Raw genomic sequence first — 19,372 nt, 5'->3', positions numbered from 1 at the left:
TTTTTAACAAATACGGGTTTAGCTCAGTTGGTAGAGCACTGGTCTCCAAAACCAGGTGTCGGGAGTTCGAGCCTCTCAACCCGTGCATTATCGAGTTTGTGCTCGAAATTAATAACTGAAATCTTTTAGAGATTTTATAATAGAGTTCTATATTTATGGGATTAGTAAGTTACGTAAAAGAGTCGTATAGCGAATTGACAAATCATGTTTCTTGGCCGACGTGGTCAGAAGCTCAGAAATTAACTGTTACGGTTGCTGTTTTTTCAATAGTGTTTGCTTTGATTATTTGGGGTATTGACTCAGTGTTCAGTAAAGTGATTACTAATTATTTCTCTTGGATTAAGAATAGTTAAAAACCACGTTATGGCAGTTGATAGTAATGAAGTGATGCATTGGTATGTGGTTAGATCGGTTAGTGGTCAAGAAAATAAAATAAAAGATTATATAGAGTCGGAAATTGCTCATCATAACTTACAAGATTATTTGAAGCAAATCTTAGTTCCTACTGAGAAAGTTGTTCAGATTCGTAACGGTAAGAAGATAAATAAGGAAAAGGTTTACTTTCCTGGTTATATTATGATTCAGGCTAGACTTGAAGGTGAGGTTCCTCATATTATTAAATCCGTTAATGGTGTGATAGGTTTCTTGGGTGAAACTAAGGGTGGAGAGCCTGTGCCGTTGAGAAAGAGTGAGGTTAATAGGATGTTAGGTAAAGTCGATGAGCTTGCTGAACAAGTGGACAATATATCGATTCCGTTTAAAATGGGTGAAACCGTTAAGGTTGTAGATGGTCCTTTCAATGGTTTCAATGGTACGATTGAAAAAGTGAATGAAGAAAAGCGTAAGTTAGAAGTTATGGTTAAGATTTTCGGAAGAAAAACACCATTAGAACTAAGCTATATGCAAGTAGAGAAAATATAAATGTTGCGTTTTAGATTATCAAAAGGCTTCCACTTTTTGATAATTGTATAAATTGAAATTTTTTAAAAATGGCTAAAGAAGTATCTAAGGTTGTAAAGTTACAAGTTAGAGGTGGTGCGGCAAATCCATCTCCTCCTGTAGGACCTGCATTAGGTGCGGCTGGTGTGAATATCATGGAGTTCTGTAAGCAATTTAATGCTAGAACTCAAGATAAGCCTGGTAAAGTGTTACCAGTAGCAATCACTGTTTATAAGGACAAGTCTTTTGACTTTGTTATTAAAACGCCTCCAGCAGCAGTTCAAATCCTAGAAGCAGCAAAACTTAAAGGTGGTAGTGGAGAACCAAATCGTAAAAAGGTAGCAACTATCAGCTGGGATCAAGTAAGATTGATTGCAGAGGATAAAATGCCTGACCTGAATGCATTTACAGTAGATAGCGCTATGAGAATGGTTGCGGGTACTGCTAGATCAATGGGTGTTAACGTTAAAGGTGGAGAATCTCCAGCTTAAAAAAAGGTAACAATGGCAAAATTAACTAAAAAGCAAAAAGAAGCTCATTCAAAAATCGACAGTTCTGAGATGTACTCGTTGGCTGATGCTTCTAAATTGGTAAAAGAAGTTTCAACTGTAAAATTTGATGCTTCTGTAGATCTTGCTGTGAGACTTAATGTTGATCCACGTAAAGCTAATCAGATGGTTAGAGGTGTGGTAACGTTACCTCATGGTACAGGAAAGGATGTTAAAGTACTAGCATTAGTTACTCCGGATAAAGAAGCGGAAGCTACTGCTGCTGGAGCTGACTTTGTAGGTCTTGATGAATATTTAGATAAAATTAAAGGAGGTTGGACAGATGTTGATGTAATCATCACTATGCCTAGCGTGATGGGTAAACTAGGACCTTTGGGTCGTGTTTTAGGACCTAGAGGTCTTATGCCTAATCCTAAAACTGGAACAGTTACTATGGATGTAGCAAAAGCTGTCTCAGATGTTAAAGCTGGTAAAATCGACTTTAAGGTTGATAAGACAGGTATTATACATGCTGCAATTGGTAAGGCGTCGTTTGATGCTGATAAAATTGCTGGTAATGCAAAAGAATTAATTAATACGTTAGTTAAACTGAAACCAACAACGTCAAAAGGTGTATACATCAAAAGTATATTCATGTCTAGTACTATGAGTCCTGGAATTGCTATTGACGCTAAACGTTTTGCAGACGACTAAAAAATCTAGATCATGACAAGAGAAGAAAAAGCAAATGTTATTCAAGATTTGACTGCTACGTTAGGTACTAGTTCAACAATCTATTTAGCAGATATTTCTGGTTTAAATGCTTCGGATACATCTAATTTGAGAAGAGCTTGTTTTAAAGCAAATGTTTCTCTTTCTGTAGTTAAAAACACATTGCTTTCAAAAGCAATGGAGGCTTCAGATAAAGATTTCGGTGAATTACCGGAATTGTTAAAGGGGAACACTTCAATAATGATTTCTGAGGTAGCTAATGCTCCGGCAAAAGTTATTCAAACGTTTAGAAAGAAATCAGATAAACCTATTCTTAAAGGAGCTTATATTGAGGAAGCTATCTATGTAGGTGATAGATTTGATGAGTTAAGTAATATCAAATCTAAGGAAGAAATGATTGGTGAGGTTATTGGCCTTCTTCAATCACCTGCTAAGAATGTTGTATCTGCACTTAAATCAGGTGGTAGTACAATTGCAGGTTTAATTAAGACACTATCAGAAAGATAGTATTAACGAGTACGCAAACAATTATTTATAAATTTTATTAAACGATAGAAAAATGGCAGATTTAAAAGATTTCGCTGAGCAGTTAGTTAACTTAACTGTTAAAGAAGTAAATGAACTAGCAACCATTCTTAAAGAAGAGTATGGTATTGAGCCTGCAGCTGCTGCTGTAGCCATGGCTGGACCAGCTGGTGGTGGAGACGCTGCAGCTGATGAGCAAACTGAATTTGATGTTATCCTTAAGGCTCCAGGTGGTGCTAAGTTAGCAGTTGTTAAACTTGTAAAAGAACTTACAGGTGCTGGACTTAAAGATGCAAAAGACCTAGTTGATAATGCGCCATCTCCAATTAAGGAAGGTGTATCTAAAGATGAGGCAGAAGCACTTAAAGCTCAGCTTGAAGAAGCTGGTGCTGAGGTTGAGTTGAAGTAATTCTTCTTAACTAAACATTATCGGTTTAAACCTGTGAGCAAGGCTCACAGGTTTAGACCATTTTGCGTATAAAGATGAGACGTCATCGATAACGCTTTTTTTAACCTTTAATACCGTGCATTGATGCTGGCAACAAACACAGAGAGAATTAATTTTTCGACGGTAACAACTAAAGCAGATTATCCTGATCTGCTAGATATCCAAATTAAATCTTTTCAAGATTTCTTTCAATTAGAAACGAAATCCGACAAAAGAGAAGTAGAAGGTCTTTATAACACCTTCATGGAAAACTTTCCAATTACAGATACTCGCAATCAATTTGTATTGGAGTTTCTTGATTACTTCGTAGATCCTCCTAGATACTCTATTCAAGAGTGTATTGAAAGAGGTTTAACTTATAGCGTGCCTTTAAAGTCACGTCTTAAATTATACTGTACTGACCCAGAGCATGAAGACTTTGAAACGATTGTTCAGGACGTTTATCTAGGGACCATTCCTTACATGACTCCTTCTGGAACATTTGTTATTAACGGTGCTGAACGAGTAGTAGTTTCTCAATTACACCGTTCTCCTGGAGTTTTCTTTGGTCAATCTTTCCATGCAAATGGAACTAAACTTTACTCAGCTCGTGTTATTCCTTTCAAAGGTTCATGGATTGAGTTTGCGACTGATATTAATAGCGTTATGTATGCTTATATCGATCGTAAAAAGAAATTACCTGTAACAACCCTTTTCCGTGCAATTGGTTTTGAAAGAGATAAAGATATCCTAGGTATTTTTGATCTTGCAGAAGAAGTTAAGGCTTCAAAGACTGGTTTAAAAAAATATCTTGGCCGTAAATTAGCTGCTCGTGTTTTAAGAACATGGCATGAAGATTTTGTTGATGAAGATACTGGTGAGGTTGTTTCTATTGAGCGTAATGAGATTGTTCTTGATCGTGATACGGTTTTAGATAAGGAGCATATCGATGAGATTATGGAGTCTCAGGCAAAAACTATTTTACTTCATAAAGAAGATAATCAGTCTGCAGATTACGCAATTATTCATAATACTTTACAAAAGGATCCTACAAATTCTGAAAAAGAGGCTGTAGAACATATATATAGACAACTACGTAATGCTGAGCCGCCTGATGAGGAAACAGCTCGTGGTATTATAGATAAATTGTTCTTTTCTGATCAACGTTACAACTTAGGTGAAGTTGGTCGTTATAGAATGAACAAGAAATTAGGTCTTGATATTGCGATGGATAAGCAAGTGCTTACCAAAGAAGATATCATTACCATTATCAAATATCTTATTGAGTTAATTAACTCTAAAGCAGAGATTGATGATATTGATCACTTATCAAATCGTCGTGTTAGAACTGTTGGTGAACAACTTTCACAACAATTTGGTGTTGGGCTAGCGCGTATGGCTAGAACAATTCGTGAGCGTATGAATGTTCGAGATAACGAAGTATTTACTCCTATAGATTTGATTAATGCGAAGACATTATCTTCTGTAATTAATTCTTTCTTTGGGACAAATCAGTTATCTCAATTTATGGATCAAACTAATCCACTTGCTGAAATCACGCACAAGCGTAGGTTATCTGCACTTGGACCTGGTGGTCTTTCGAGAGAGAGAGCTGGATTTGAGGTTCGTGATGTTCACTATACTCACTACGGTAGATTATGTCCTATTGAAACTCCTGAAGGTCCAAATATCGGACTGATTTCATCTTTAGCTGTGTTTGCTAAAGTGAATAGTATGGGATTCATTGAGACACCATATCGCTCAGTTAAAGATGGAGTAGTAAACCTTGAAGAGGAGCCTACTTATTTAAGTGCTGAGGAAGAAGAAGGAATGCATATTGCACAAGCGAACTTACCGTTAGATGGTAAGGGTAAAATAGATCAGGATAAGGTAATTGCTCGTATGGAAGGTGACTTCCCAGTAATAGACCCGACAGAGGTTGTTTATGCTGACGTTGCACCTAACCAAATAGCTTCTATTTCAGCTTCTTTAATTCCTTTCTTAGAACATGATGATGCAAACCGTGCTTTGATGGGATCAAACATGATGCGTCAGGCTGTACCACTTTTAAGAGTGGATGCACCTATAGTAGGTACCGGTTTAGAGAGACAGGTTGCAACGGATTCTCGAGTTCTTATCAATGCAGAAGGAGATGGTGAAGTAACTTATGTTGATGCTCAACACATCAGTATTAAATATGATAGAACAGATCGTGAAAAAGCAATTAGCTTTGAGCCAGAGGAAACAACTTATAATCTTATTAAATTCCGTAAAACGAATCAAGGAACCAGTATAACACTAAAACCTATTGTTAAAAAAGGTGATAGAGTTAATAGAGGTCAGGTTTTATGTCAAGGGTATGCTACAGAGGCTGGAGAACTAGCTTTAGGACGCAATATGAAAGTGGCGTTTATGCCTTGGAAGGGTTATAACTTTGAAGATGCAATTGTAATTTCCGAGAAAGTAGTTCGTGAAGATATTTTTACTTCTATACACGTTGACGAGTATTCTTTAGATGTTAGAGATACTAAGTTAGGTAATGAAGAGCTTACGCCAGATATTCCAAATGTTTCTGAAGAAGCAACGGCAGATCTTGATGAGCAAGGTATGATTCGTATCGGTGCAGAGGTTAAACCTGGTGATATTTTGATAGGTAAAATTACTCCTAAAGGAGAATCGGATCCTACACCAGAGGAGAAACTACTACGCGCTATTTTTGGAGATAAAGCAGGTGATGTAAAAGATGCATCACTTAAAGCTTCACCTTCATTACGTGGTGTTGTTATAGACAAGAAGTTATTCTCTAGAGCCGTAAAGGATAAGAGAAAAAGAGCTCAGGATAAAGAAGATATTGCAAAATTAGAGCAGGCTTACCAATCTAAATTTGATAATCTTCAAGAGCGTTTAATTGAAAAATTATTCGAAATTGTAAGTGGTAAAACTTCGCAAGGTGTATTTAACGATTTAGGAGAGGAAGTTCTTCCTAAAGGTAAAAAGTATACACTTAAGATGTTGCATTCAGTTGATGATTATACTCACTTAGTTTCAGGTACTTGGACTACAAGTAAAGATACTAATGAGATGATTGCTGATTTACTTCACAATTATAAAATTAAAGAAAATGATCTTCAAGGATCATTACGTCGTGAGAAGTTTACCATCTCTGTAGGAGATGAACTTCCTGCAGGAATTATCAAGCTTGCTAAAGTGTATATCGCTAAAAAGCGTAAACTAAAAGTAGGAGATAAAATGGCAGGTCGTCACGGTAACAAAGGTATTGTTGCACGTATAGTACGTCAAGAGGATATGCCTTTCCTTGAAGATGGAACACCTGTGGATATCGTATTGAATCCACTTGGGGTACCTTCTCGTATGAATATTGGTCAGATTTATGAAACCGTTTTAGGATGGGCTGGACAGAAGTTAGGTAAAACTTTTGCTACTCCTATTTTTGATGGAGCAACCTTAGATCAGATTAATGCTTATACTGATGAAGCAGGTATACCACGTTTCGGTCATACATACTTATATGATGGTGGTACTGGAGACAGATTTGATCAACCTGCAACAGTAGGTGTGATTTATATGTTGAAACTAGGACACATGGTAGATGATAAGATGCACGCGCGTTCTATCGGACCATATTCATTGATTACACAGCAACCACTTGGTGGTAAAGCACAGTTTGGAGGTCAACGTTTTGGTGAGATGGAAGTATGGGCACTCGAGGCTTATGGAGCATCTAGTACTCTACGTGAAATCTTGACAGTTAAGTCTGATGACGTTATAGGACGTGCTAAGACTTATGAGGCAATTGTAAAAGGTGAGCCTATGCCAGAACCTGGTCTTCCAGAATCATTTAATGTATTAATGCACGAGTTGAAAGGTCTAGGATTAGATTTAAGACTTGAGGATTAATTTTTTAACGGTGGTTTTTATGATTACGCTTTCGCGAAAGCGTAATCATAACTCTCACCAGCTTTAACTAAAAATAGTACCATAATTATGGCTAGATATAAAGACGCCCCAACCCAGAAGAAATTTTCAAAAATTTCAATCGGTCTCGCATCACCAGAATCTATTCTCGCAGAGTCTAAAGGTGAGGTTTTGAAACCTGAGACGATTAATTACCGTACGCACAAACCTGAGCGTGACGGACTTTTTTGTGAGCGCATTTTCGGTCCTGTAAAGGATTATGAGTGTGCCTGTGGAAAGTATAAGCGCATACGTTATAAAGGAATCGTATGTGATCGATGTGGTGTAGAGGTGACTGAAAAGAAAGTACGTCGTGACCGTATTGGACATATAAACCTTGTTGTGCCTGTGGCGCACATCTGGTATTTCCGTAGTCTTCCTAACAAAATTGGTTATCTTTTAGGGCTTCCTTCAAAGAAGCTTGATATGATTATCTACTACGAACGCTACGTAGTGATTCAACCAGGTATTGCAAAGAATGAAGAAGGCGAACCAGTTCAAAAATTAGAATTTCTTACGGAAGAAGAGTATCTTAATATTTTAGATAGTCTTCCTCAAGAGAATTTATATCTTGAAGATTCTGACCCTAATAAATTTATTGCAAAGATGGGTGCAGAGTGTCTTATCGATCTATTGCAACGTATCGATTTAGAGGGATTATCTTATGATTTACGTCATAAGGCAAATAATGAAACATCTAAGCAACGTAAGACTGAGGCTTTAAAGCGTCTGCAAGTAGTAGAAGCTCTTAAGGAATCTAACGTTCTAAGAGAAAATAAGGCAGAATGGATGATCATGAAAGTGATCCCGGTTATACCGCCAGAATTAAGACCTCTAGTACCACTTGATGGTGGTCGTTTTGCGACATCAGATTTAAATGATTTATACCGTCGTGTAATCATACGTAACAATCGTTTGAAAAGATTGATGGAGATAAAAGCTCCAGAAGTAATCTTGCGTAATGAGAAACGTATGTTACAAGAAGCGGTAGATTCACTTCTTGATAATACTAGAAAGTCTAGTGCTGTAAAAACAGATTCAAACAGACCTCTTAAATCTTTATCAGATTCATTAAAAGGTAAGCAAGGACGTTTCCGTCAGAACTTATTAGGTAAACGTGTGGATTATTCTGCTCGTTCTGTAATCGTAGTTGGACCAGAACTTAAATTATATGAGTGTGGTATTCCTAAAGATATGGCTGCAGAGCTTTATAAACCTTTCGTTATACGCAAGCTTATAGAGCGTGGAATCGTTAAGACTGTAAAATCTGCAAAGAAAATTATAGACAAAAAAGAGCCAGTAGTTTGGGATATCTTGGAGAATGTTCTTAAAGGACATCCAGTTATGCTAAACCGAGCTCCTACACTTCACAGGTTAGGGATTCAAGCATTCCAGCCAAAGTTGATTGAAGGTAAGGCGATTCAATTACACCCATTAGTGTGTACTGCATTTAACGCCGATTTTGATGGAGATCAAATGGCTGTTCACTTACCGTTAGGTCCTGAGGCTATATTAGAATGTCAGTTATTGATGCTTGCATCTCATAACATATTAAATCCGGCAAATGGTAGCCCTATTGCTGTACCGTCTCAGGATATGGTTTTGGGTCTTTACTACATGACTAAGCTACGTCGTTCAACGCCAGAGCATAAAGTTATAGGTGAAGGATTAACTTTTTATGGTCCTGAAGAATTAGTAATTGCATTTAATGAAAAGCGTGTTGATATTAATGCGCCGGTTAAGTGTAGAATTGACTTACTACAACCAGATGGTTCTTACAAAGCGGAGGTTATAGAGACAACAGCTGGTCGTGTGATATTTAATCAAGCGGTACCGGATGAAGCTGGGTATATCAATGAAGTACTTACTAAAAAAGCATTACGTGATATTATAGGAGACATTCTTAAAGTAACTGATGTACCGAGAACAGCAGCTTTACTTGATGAAATTAAAGACATGGGTTATGGTTTTGCATTCCGTGGTGGATTATCATTCTCTTTAGGTGATATTATGATACCAGATGAGAAGCAAGCTATGATTGATGCAGCTAATACTAAAGTTGATGCAATACGCGGAAACTATGGTATGGGTCTTATAACGCAAAACGAAAGATATAATCAAGTTATTGATGTATGGACAGCTACTAATGCTGAACTTACTGAATTAGCGATGAAGAACATTAGAGAAGATAACCAAGGTTTCAACTCGGTGTTTATGATGCTTGACTCTGGAGCTCGTGGATCTAAAGAACAGATTCGTCAGTTAACAGGTATGCGTGGATTAATGGCGAAGCCTAAAAAATCTAACTCTGGTGGTGGAGAAATTATTGAGAATCCAATTCTTTCTAACTTTAAAGAAGGATTATCGATTCTTGAATACTTTATCTCTACTCACGGTGCACGTAAAGGTCTTGCAGATACGGCTCTTAAAACGGCAGATGCAGGTTACCTAACACGTCGTCTGCATGATGTTGCTCAAGACGTAATTGTAAATGTGGAGGATTGTGAGACATTGAGAGGTATTGATGTTTCTGCACTTAAGAAGAATGAAGAGGTAATGGAAAAACTTAGTGCACGTGTGCTAGGTAGAGTTGCTCTTCACGATGTTATCGACCCGGCGACACAAACTGTTATAGTTGAGGCTGGAGAATTAATTACAGAAGAAATTGCAGATATAATTGAAGCTTCAGATTTAGAATCTGTAGAGGTGCGTTCACCATTAACTTGTGAGGCTAAGAAAGGTATTTGTGTGAAATGTTATGGTCGTAACCTTGCAACTAATAAATTAGTGATGCGTGGTGAGGCGGTAGGTGTAATAGCTGCACAGTCTATTGGAGAGCCTGGTACTCAGTTAACATTACGTACGTTCCACGTGGGTGGTGTTGCAGGTAACGTTTCTCAAGAAAATACTATCGTTGCTAAGCATGATGGTATATTAGAAATTGAGGATCTTAAACTGGTTAAGAGCGAGGATAATACTGGTAATCCGGTAAATGTTGTGATATCCAGAACTGCAGAAGCTAAAGTGCTTCATCCTGCAACAAAGATGTTGCTTAATTCAAATAACATTCCTTATGGTTCTGAGCTATATGCTACGGCTGGTTCTAAAGTTAAAAAAGGAGATGTTCTTGCTAAATGGGATCCATTTAATGGAGTAATTATTTCCGAGTTTGCGGGTAAAATTAAATTCGAAAATATTATTCAAGGAACAACATTCCAAGTTGAAACGGATGAGCAAACTGGTTATGAAGAGAAAGTTATTACGGACTCTAGAGATAAGAAGTTAATTCCAACGCTACATATTGTAGATAGTAAAGGAGATACACAGATATCTTATAACTTGCCTGTTGGGTCGCATCTAATGGTGAACGATTCGGAAAAAATTAAGGTAGGTAAGGTCCTTGTTAAAATACCACGTAAGTCTGCAAAGGCTGGTGATATTACAGGAGGTCTTCCACGTGTAACAGAATTATTTGAAGCACGTAACCCTTCTAACCCTGCGGTAGTTAGTGAGATTGATGGAGTTGTTGCCTTCGGTAAGATTAAAAGAGGTAATCGTGAAATCATTGTTACTTCTAAGACTGATGAAGTTAAGAAGTACCTAGTAAAACTTTCTAATCAAATTCTTGTACAAGAAAATGATTACGTAAGAGCTGGTATGCCTTTATCTGATGGTTCAATTACTCCTAAAGATATTCTTGCAATTAAAGGTCCTAGTGCTGTACAACAGTATCTCGTAAATGAGGTGCAGGAAGTTTATCGTTTGCAAGGTGTGAAAATAAATGATAAGCACTTTGAGGTAGTTGTACGTCAAATGATGCGTAAAGTAAGAATAGTAGATCCAGGTGATGGAGTATTCTTAGAGAACCAACTAATTCATACGGAAGATTTTATTGTTGAAAATGATAAACTTTACGGTATGAAAGTAGTAGAAGATGCTGGAGATTCAGATTCACTGAAACTAGGTCAATTAATTTCTTCTAGAGAATTAAGAGATGAAAACTCTTTATTACGTCGTGAGGATAAAGGATTAGTAGTTGCTAGAGACGTTGTTCCTGCTACCGCAGAGCCTGTTCTACAAGGAATTACGAGAGCTTCTCTTCAAACTAAATCATTCATTAGTGCGGCTTCTTTCCAAGAAACGACTAAAGTATTGAATGAAGCAGCTGTTAGTGGTAAGGTTGATTCGTTAGAAGGTCTTAAGGAAAATGTTATTGTGGGTCACAGAATTCCGGCAGGTACTGGAATGCGTAATTACGATGATATAATTGTAGGTTCTAAGGAAGAATTTGAAAAACTAATGGCGTCTAAAGAAGAGCCAACACCTAATTATAATTAAGATGGAGAAACAAGATCATAATAAATTAAATATAGAAATTGATGCAGAAATAGCGGAAGGACAGTATAGTAATCTTGCTATTATAAATCATTCTATGTCTGAGTTTGTTGTAGATTTTGTTAATATAATGCCTGGTAATCCAAAGAGTAAAGTCAAATCGAGAATTGTCTTAACACCGCAACATGCTAAGCGACTTGCAAAAGCTCTTGCCGAGAATGTTCGAAAATTTGAAAAAGCTAATGGTGATATCAAGGATTATGAACAACCTCCGATTCCGTTAAATTTTGGTCCTACGGGACAAGCGTAAATAAAAGCCTGATGTTTTCATCAGGCTTTTTTATTCTATCTATTTTATTAATAAGTATTATTGATGATAACTGAATAAGAGGGTTTGTCAAAACTCTTTTAATGCGTTATTGAAAAAATTGATATACGTTACATTGTCGCGGTGTTAAAGTTGTTTAAAAGGCTTTAAATTGATTTTTATTATTCTTGTTTTATCACCACCGCTAATAGCTTTAACTAATGTTAATTCTATCTATTTTTAGTTGTTATCAAAACGATTTAAAATGAACGTGCTATTTAACGATGAAATATTGTTAATAAACGAATACTTTTTTTAATTCATATATATAATCACTCTAGCTGTGTCAATAGATTTATTTTTGCAGCCTGTACACGCTGAATTCTCCCAAGAAACAGTGTCGTAACTTATGAATTTAACAAGGTATTTCAATATATGGACATTTTTACCTCCCCAAAAAATTCCAAAAATTTGTTTTTCAAATTTTTGTTTTTTACATTTTCACTTCTTTTATTTTCTAGTAATTTATTGTATGCTGATGGAACCAAACAGGTAACGCCATCTGCTACAGGTGTTGAACCTACTAATGGTACGGCTCTTTATATCACTAATAATATTAGAGGTTCTTATTTCAATGCGCCGAATTCTAATAGGATAAGGTTTACGATTGTTGATAATGCAAATGAAAACTTTTATTTTGGTTTAAATTCACTTCAACGATTAGAGGCGTTAAATAATCCGGCAATAGGTCGATTTACATACTATAGGATTTTTGATGAATCTAACACTTTAGTCCAGCAAGGTAGATTTAATGATGGGTCTGCTAATGATAATAATCCTACGCCTGGTGATTCAGGATATATTGCTACCTACCTTGAAGCCTTCAATGGTCCTAACGGAGTTGGTGGTGTTACAAATGGTTACAATCCATTTATATTTGATCCATCGACTGATGGTGATTTTTATATCGAGATTTATGTAAGTGACGATGGTGGTGTTACACCTTTTGTTTTTCCAAGTGGAAATGAGTTGAATTTTTTCATGCCTTATTTTGATTTTACGGTTGGAACTATTGCTGGTCCGATTTTAGGAAGGGTTTGGTCTGATAAATGGAGTTTTATCGCTTATTTGTTTGATGATGCTGATGGGAACGCTGGTACTGCTGATGTTCCAACACCAAGCTTGGATGCCTCGGTTGAAGGTGAATTTTTTGCTTTTACTGATGATGGGGTGATTGTAAAGGTCGATTTCGCTACTGATTTTAGGCCTTTGGCTTATGAGTTGTCTATGAATAGATTTGGTGTGGTTGAAGATGATGCTGATCCAGCTAACGACTTTCTTACCTCTAGAATGTCTACTAATAGACCTTCAAGTACCTCGCCTGGATTAAATAATGGTTATAAGGTATTTATTACTTCGCCTGATCAAAATGTATTTGTTCCTACTCCTGTTGCTGCTCCAGTGGTGACGGGTAATATATTAGGATGTCCAGGAGCATATTATATACCTTATAAATTAGATGCTGCTGGTGATATAGCAATTCTTTTAGATTTAAATGGTGTTGCTGGATATCAACCAAATACTGCAGATGTAGTTGTTGAGTCGTTTGAAGAGCAGCCTGGTGATAAAGTTTTGTTCTGGGATGGTGTAGATGGGAATGGAGTTGTTGTTTCTGAGAACACGAATGTCAGTGTGACTGTAACTACTTTTAGAGGTCGTACTAATTTACCAATGTATGATGCAGAGTTTAATGTTGATGGATTGTCAATTGAGGCTATCGCACCTGCTTTTTCAACTCAAAGCTTATATTGGGATGATTCAGGTCTTGCAGCTTTTGGATCATGTAATGATGTAAATGATAGTAATGGGAATAATATTACTGTAGGTTCTTATCAGAGAGTGGATTTGTTAGATCCTCTATTGGGCCCTACTCATGGTTGGAACGGTTCTAATCCTAATCAAAATGTGCCTGCTGCTCCTGGAGGTTTAGGGACTGATACAGTTTTGCTTTGTGATGATTATGGTAATGATCGTGTTATAAATACTTGGTTTTATGGGTATGTTCAAGAATCTAATCCTGTTTCCTTAAGATTACCTTCTTGTGATAAGGATGGTGATGGAATTGATGATAACGTAGATATCGATGATGATAATGATGGTATTGCAGATGTTGACGAACTTTTTGGTGTATCTGGTGGAGATCCTTTAGGAGATGATGATGGTGATGGTCTATTTAACTACTTCGACCCTACCACTGGGCCTGGTGATGATGGGCCAGCTAACCCAAATTTTGTAGATGCTAATGGTGACGGTGTTAGTGATCAATATGATGTTGATGGAGATGGTGTTATTGATCAATTTGATTTAGATTCAGATGGTGATGGTATTCCGGACAATAACGAGGCTCAAGGCACTCAAGCTTTTACTGCTCAAGGCGGTTTGACAGATTCTGATAATGATGGGTTGGTGAATACATATGATAATGGTACGACAGGATTGGTTCCTGTTGATACTGATTCGGATGGTGTTCCTGATTATAAAGATACAGATAGTGATAGCGATGGTGTTACTGATACTGTCGAAGCAGGAGTTAGCTTGTCTAATTCTGATAGTGATAATGATGGTCTTGATGATGCTGTTGATAGTACTTCTGATAATTATTTAGATCCGGATGGGACTATAAATAATACTTCTGGTTTACCAGATGCTGACGGTGATGTTAATGGAGGTGGAGATGTTGATTTTAGGGATACGGAGTCTTCAATTGATTCTGATGGAGATGGAATATTTGATGAAGCAGATCTTGATGATGATAATGATGGTATTCTAGATTCTGTAGAGTGTTTTGAGACTCCAGTAACTGTTGGTCCGATTAACTCTGGGAATGCTTCTTTTGATTTTACAGGTAACGGAGGTTCGAATAATGCAGACCTTAATTTTGTTACAATTAATGGAGTTCAATACTCGCAATTTCTTGTTCCTGATGCTTATGCAGAAAGTTTTGCTTCTAATAGTGATCAAGTAGTTTTTGAAAATTTTAATGGAATTAGTGGTTCTGGTACTGGGGCTTCTGGTAATAATATTTCTAATCCTAATTGGAACAATATAATATTAAATGCCTTCCGTAGTAATAATTTTAATCACTTTCAAGAATTGACAGGTTCTGTATTGAACTCTGATTTTTATACACTTACTTATGATGTGCCAATACCAGTTTCTGGTGAGTCTTTTATTTTGGTCTCTGAAAGAAATTTAAATAATGGATTTAATTTAGAAGCATTTGATGCAAATGGAGTACTGATTGGTAGCTTAGATGTTCTAACTAGTGATTATATTGGAACGGGCATAAATACCTCAATAGGTCAAGAAATTGGAATTGCATTGTATCCGCTTTCACAATTTGCAACTGCTGGTTCAGTGATTAAATCTATAACTGTTTCTCCGTCTATTAATGGTGATGGTGGTGATGGTAAAGTCTTTATTGTTACAGAGGTTTTCACTTGTAAGGATAGCGATGGTGATGGAGTAATTGATAGTTTGGATTTAGATTCTGACAATGATGGAATTTACGATGCAGTAGAAGCTGGTCATGATCAAGTTAATGCAAACGGCCAATTGACGGGTCCAGTAGGTGTGGATGGTGTTCCTGATAGTGTTCAAAACACTGGTGACGAGGATAGTGGTTTAGTGAATTATACATTAGCAAATTCTGATAGCTTAGATAATCCTGACTATTTAGATACAGATTCTGATAATGATGGATGTTCTGATGCTAATGAGGCTTATAATGATCAAAATGCCGATGGTGGAGATGCTGGTCAATACGGTGCAGATCCTGCGACCGTAAATCCTGCAAATGGTTTGGTGGTTGCTTCCTCTTATGCTGCTACTACTCCAGTAGATATCGATGGTAATGGTACCTTAGATTATAGAGAAGATGGTCCTGATGTTAATAATGATGGGATTGCTGATGCCTGTATGCCTCCAATTGATACAGATGGTGATGGTGTTTTTGATAATTTAGACATCGATGATGATAATGATGGTATCTTAGATACTGTTGAGTCACAAGGTCTTGGAGATCCTTCGGTAGACTCTGATGGTGATGGTATACTTAACTATCAAGATTCTGATTTCTGTAGCTTAAATGCTGATGGAGTCTGTTCGGTTCTTGATTCAGATAATGATGGCATACCTAATCATTTAGATTTAGACTCAGACGGCGATGGTATTCCAGATAATAATGAAGCACAATCTACAGGGGATTATACGGCACCTTTGGATTCAAATGGTGATGGTGTTCCTGATGTCACAGTCAATGGTCTTCCGGTCACATACGATTACGGTGAAGAGCAAGGTATTTTGCCTGTAAATACGGATAATGTAGATAATCCTGACTATTTAGATCTCAATTCAGATAATCAAGGGACTGATGACACTACTGAGGCTGCTCTTGCTCTTGCAAATAATGACGCAGACGGTGATGGACTTGATGATAATATAGATACAACTACAGGTTACGGTGATCCTAACGGGACAATTAATTTAACCTCACAATTGCCAGATACAGATAATGATTTAACTGAAGGTGGTAACGTAGATTTTAGAGATAGAACGGCTCCAGATGATGCAGATGGAGATGGTATAAAAGATAAGGAAGACCGTGATGATGATAATGACGGTATAGATGATGTAACTGAAGGCTATGGCTTCTTTCCGGATTTTGAAAATGGTGGTGCTAATTGTACGGGACAATCCTATGACTTTACTGGAGGAACTTTGATTTCTGGTACAGCAGGTTCTGTTGGAGCTCAGTATAGATTTAATACTGCTACGGTTGGTGTTGATGCTATTATTGAAATAACGCAACGTAGTGCAGGAGTTACACTTAATAATATAGATACTAATGCTACAGATAACCTTGCTTGGCAACCTGTATTAAATTATGCAAATGGTTCTACAGGAGATTTAACGATGTCATTCCAGGTAAGATTTGTAAATGCAGGAACTACTACACCGGCTGTTGTAAATAGAGTTGGTGGATTTATTCAAGATATTGATAGTAACGGTAATGGTACGGTACGTGAATTCTATCGCTTGCAAAATCTAGTAGGATACAGTATAGGTAATCCTACAAGGGTAGTTGCTCAAGAATTAGCAGCCGGCGTAATTCAATTAAGAGCTGATGGTTCTGGTAGTGCGCCTATTGAACCTATTGATATAGATAACAGGTATAGAGTTTTCTTTCAAAAAAGAGAAGTATCTCAATTTAATTTTACCATAGGGGTAACTAAGAATACAACGGCAGCGTCTCAACGTTTTTACAGCGTTCGATTTGATGAATGTCGTATAAATTTATATAACGATCCCTCTCATTCTTTCGTAGATGCTCCAGATACTGATGGAGATTTAATACCAGACTATTTGGATTCTGATGCAGACGGTGATGGTTGTAATGATACCTTAGAGGCAGGTTATATTGATGCTTTCGCGAATGCAGATAGAGACGGCATTTTAGGTAATTCAGCACCAGAGACTGTAGATGGAAATGGATTAGTTACGTCAGGAGAAGGTTCTGAGGGTTATTCTGAACCAAATGACGTAGATAATAACGGTGTCTATGATTTTCTTGAAGCTTCATATTCAATGGCTTGTGATGATAATGATAGTGATGGAATAGTGGATTCTATTGATATCGATGACGATAATGATGGTATTTTAGATACGGTAGAGAATGGTAGCGTAGATCCATTTGGTGATACCGATAATGATGGAATTTTAAATTATCAAGACGTAACTCCGGCTAATGATGCAAATGGCGATGGCGTAGTGGATAGTTTTGATAGTGATGGTGATGGTGTTATCGATCAGTTCGATCAAGATGCTGACAACGATGGGATTCCAGATAATGTAGAAGCACAAACCACGCCAGGTTACACAGCACCAGATGGTGTAGATAGTGACATGAATGGATTGGATGATGCCTATGAGACAACACCAGGAAGTGGAGAAGGAATCACACCAGAGAACACAGATGGAGCAGACGAGCCAGATTACTTAGATAATGACAGTGATAATGATAATGTACCAGATGCGATTGAAGGCTTTGACGTAGATAATGATGGAGTAGCTGACACGGTACCAAGTGGAAACGATGTAGATAACGATGGATTAGACGATGCCTTTGATGGAGACACGACAGGTTATGGTGATCCAAACGGAACACCAACCACTACAGATCCAGCAACGGATTTGAACAACACAGACGGAACAGACGAGCCAGATTATAGAGATACCGATGATGATAATGATGGCTTACCAACGGTAGGAACAGGTGAAGACACGAACAATGATGGTAATCCAACCAATGATGATGAAGATGGCGATGGAATTCCTAACTATTTAGATATTGACGATACAGATGGTGATGGTGTTCCAGATAGTGCAGATATTGATGATGATAATGATGGTATTATTGATGTAGACGAATGTACTGACGTATCTACACTTGATTGGACAACGTCTCCTTGGCCTTCTGGAAGTCTTAATAATTCTTATGTTATTGATGGTCGCGATGTTAATATATCTATTGTAGATTCAAATAATGCTTTGTTAAATTCTCCTGTTGATTTACCAATAATTGGCGGTTTTTATCAAGGAGGTCAAGCCACTGCACCTCAAACTTTAATTTCTGCTGTGGATTTAGCAACATTGGGTACAACTGGTAATGTTATTTATACTGTAGATTTTAATAACGTTGCATATAGTAAAGTTAGCTTTGAATTATTTGATGTTGATGGTGAGATAGGTTCTAATCAACGTATGGAGAGATATACTATAATTGGTTTTAATAATGGAACAGCTGTATATCCTAATTTAATAGCTAATGGTAGTCAAATAATTTCTTCTAATACTATCCTAGGAGTAAATCCAGTTAGTCCTTCTGGAGTTAGCTCCGCTGATGGGGTTGTTGGAGTTCTGTTTTCAGTTCCTATTGATTCCTTTGAAATAATTTTTGATGTTACTGATGATTCTATAATCAACCCAGGTTCTGAGCCAGGCTTTAGTATTGCTAATATTTCTTTCTCTGCTTGTGATAATGATGGTGATGGTTTAATCAATTCTTTGGATCAAGATTCTGACAATGATGGTATTCCAGATAACGTAGAAGCACAAACCACTCCAGGTTACACAGCACCAGATGGTGTAGATAGTGACATGAATGGATTGGATGATGCCTATGAGACGACTCCAGGAAGTGGCGAAGGAATCACACCAGAGAACACAGATGGAACAGACGCTCCAGATTACTTAGATGATGACAGTGATAATGATGGCGTAAGCGATCGTATCGAAGGAGATGATGTAGATAATGATGGAATCGCAGATACTACAGAAGTAGGCGATACTGATGGCGATGGTATTGATGATGCCTTTGATCCAGCAAATGCTACAGATCCATACAGTGATCCAAGTGGAGCTACGGCAACGAATGATCCAGCCAATGAGCTGAACAATACGGATGGTACAGATGAACCAGACTATAGAGACACTGATGATGATAATGATTTAATACCAACAGCAGACGAGATTCCAGATGCTGATATGAATGGAACACCAGATTACTTGGAGATTCCAGACAAT

Annotated in this window: 10 protein-coding genes and 1 tRNA gene; all 11 read left to right on the top strand. The window is 37.2% G+C overall.

Annotated elements, in window-relative coordinates; genetic code table 11:
* Nucleotides 1-12 precede the first annotated feature (12 nt).
* Nucleotides 13-85, top strand: a tRNA-Trp gene (locus IL45_RS07280).
* A gap of 70 nt (nucleotides 86-155) precedes the next feature.
* Nucleotides 156-353, top strand: a complete 198-nt coding sequence (gene secE, locus IL45_RS07275; RefSeq protein WP_036582238.1) for a preprotein translocase subunit SecE — start codon at nucleotides 156-158, stop codon at nucleotides 351-353.
* Nucleotides 354-363: 10 nt separating this feature from the next.
* Nucleotides 364-921, top strand: a complete 558-nt coding sequence (nusG, locus tag IL45_RS07270) for a transcription termination/antitermination protein NusG (RefSeq protein WP_036582235.1) — start codon at nucleotides 364-366, stop codon at nucleotides 919-921.
* A 68-nt stretch (nucleotides 922-989) separates the two neighbouring features.
* The gene (gene rplK / locus IL45_RS07265) at nucleotides 990-1,430 is read left to right on the top strand and encodes a 50S ribosomal protein L11 (RefSeq protein WP_036582232.1); all 441 of its coding nucleotides are present in this window, start codon (nucleotides 990-992) and stop codon (nucleotides 1,428-1,430) included.
* Nucleotides 1,431-1,442: 12 nt separating this feature from the next.
* Nucleotides 1,443-2,141: a 50S ribosomal protein L1 gene (rplA, locus tag IL45_RS07260; RefSeq protein ID WP_036582230.1), complete on the top strand. Its 699-nt coding sequence runs from the start codon at nucleotides 1,443-1,445 to the stop codon at nucleotides 2,139-2,141.
* A gap of 12 nt (nucleotides 2,142-2,153) precedes the next feature.
* Complete coding sequence (gene rplJ / locus IL45_RS07255) at nucleotides 2,154-2,666, top strand: 50S ribosomal protein L10 (RefSeq protein WP_036582227.1); 513 nt, start codon at nucleotides 2,154-2,156, stop codon at nucleotides 2,664-2,666.
* Nucleotides 2,667-2,718: 52 nt separating this feature from the next.
* Nucleotides 2,719-3,093 (top strand): 50S ribosomal protein L7/L12, encoded by a 375-nt coding sequence (gene rplL, locus IL45_RS07250; RefSeq protein ID WP_036582224.1) that lies wholly within the window; start codon nucleotides 2,719-2,721, stop codon nucleotides 3,091-3,093.
* A 123-nt stretch (nucleotides 3,094-3,216) separates the two neighbouring features.
* Nucleotides 3,217-7,029, top strand: coding sequence for a DNA-directed RNA polymerase subunit beta (gene rpoB / locus IL45_RS07245; protein WP_036582221.1), 3,813 nt, complete (start codon nucleotides 3,217-3,219; stop codon nucleotides 7,027-7,029).
* 87 nt (nucleotides 7,030-7,116) lie between these two features.
* On the top strand, nucleotides 7,117-11,424 hold the full coding sequence (gene rpoC, locus IL45_RS07240; RefSeq protein WP_036582220.1) for a DNA-directed RNA polymerase subunit beta': 4,308 nt from the start codon (nucleotides 7,117-7,119) through the stop codon (nucleotides 11,422-11,424).
* 1 nt (nucleotide 11,425) lies between these two features.
* Nucleotides 11,426-11,731 (top strand): DUF3467 domain-containing protein, encoded by a 306-nt coding sequence (locus tag IL45_RS07235; protein WP_036582216.1) that lies wholly within the window; start codon nucleotides 11,426-11,428, stop codon nucleotides 11,729-11,731.
* A gap of 483 nt (nucleotides 11,732-12,214) precedes the next feature.
* On the top strand, nucleotides 12,215-19,372 hold a 7,158-nt coding region (locus IL45_RS07230), incomplete at its 3' end, for a beta strand repeat-containing protein (protein WP_152550765.1).

Origin of the sequence: Nonlabens ulvanivorans (assembly GCF_000732625.1) — a bacterium.
Taxonomy (GTDB): Bacteria; Bacteroidota; Bacteroidia; order Flavobacteriales; family Flavobacteriaceae; genus Nonlabens; species Nonlabens ulvanivorans.
Note: the sequence above shows the minus strand (reverse complement) of the source record. Positions and strands in the feature narration are given on the sequence as shown.

Excerpts from the sequence above, each read along its gene's own strand:
- secE (WP_036582238.1), top strand. The coding sequence starts at position 156 with ATGGGATTAGTAAGTTACGTAAAAGAGTCGTATAGCGAATTGACAAAT.
- nusG (WP_036582235.1), top strand. The coding sequence starts at position 364 with ATGGCAGTTGATAGTAATGAAGTGATGCATTGGTATGTGGTTAGATCG.
- rplK (WP_036582232.1), top strand. The coding sequence starts at position 990 with ATGGCTAAAGAAGTATCTAAGGTTGTAAAGTTACAAGTTAGAGGTGGT.
- rplA (WP_036582230.1), top strand. The coding sequence starts at position 1,443 with ATGGCAAAATTAACTAAAAAGCAAAAAGAAGCTCATTCAAAAATCGAC.
- rplJ (WP_036582227.1), top strand. The coding sequence starts at position 2,154 with ATGACAAGAGAAGAAAAAGCAAATGTTATTCAAGATTTGACTGCTACG.
- rplL (WP_036582224.1), top strand. The coding sequence starts at position 2,719 with ATGGCAGATTTAAAAGATTTCGCTGAGCAGTTAGTTAACTTAACTGTT.
- rpoB (WP_036582221.1), top strand. The coding sequence starts at position 3,217 with ATGCTGGCAACAAACACAGAGAGAATTAATTTTTCGACGGTAACAACT.
- rpoC (WP_036582220.1), top strand. The coding sequence starts at position 7,117 with ATGGCTAGATATAAAGACGCCCCAACCCAGAAGAAATTTTCAAAAATT.
- IL45_RS07235 (WP_036582216.1), top strand. The coding sequence starts at position 11,426 with ATGGAGAAACAAGATCATAATAAATTAAATATAGAAATTGATGCAGAA.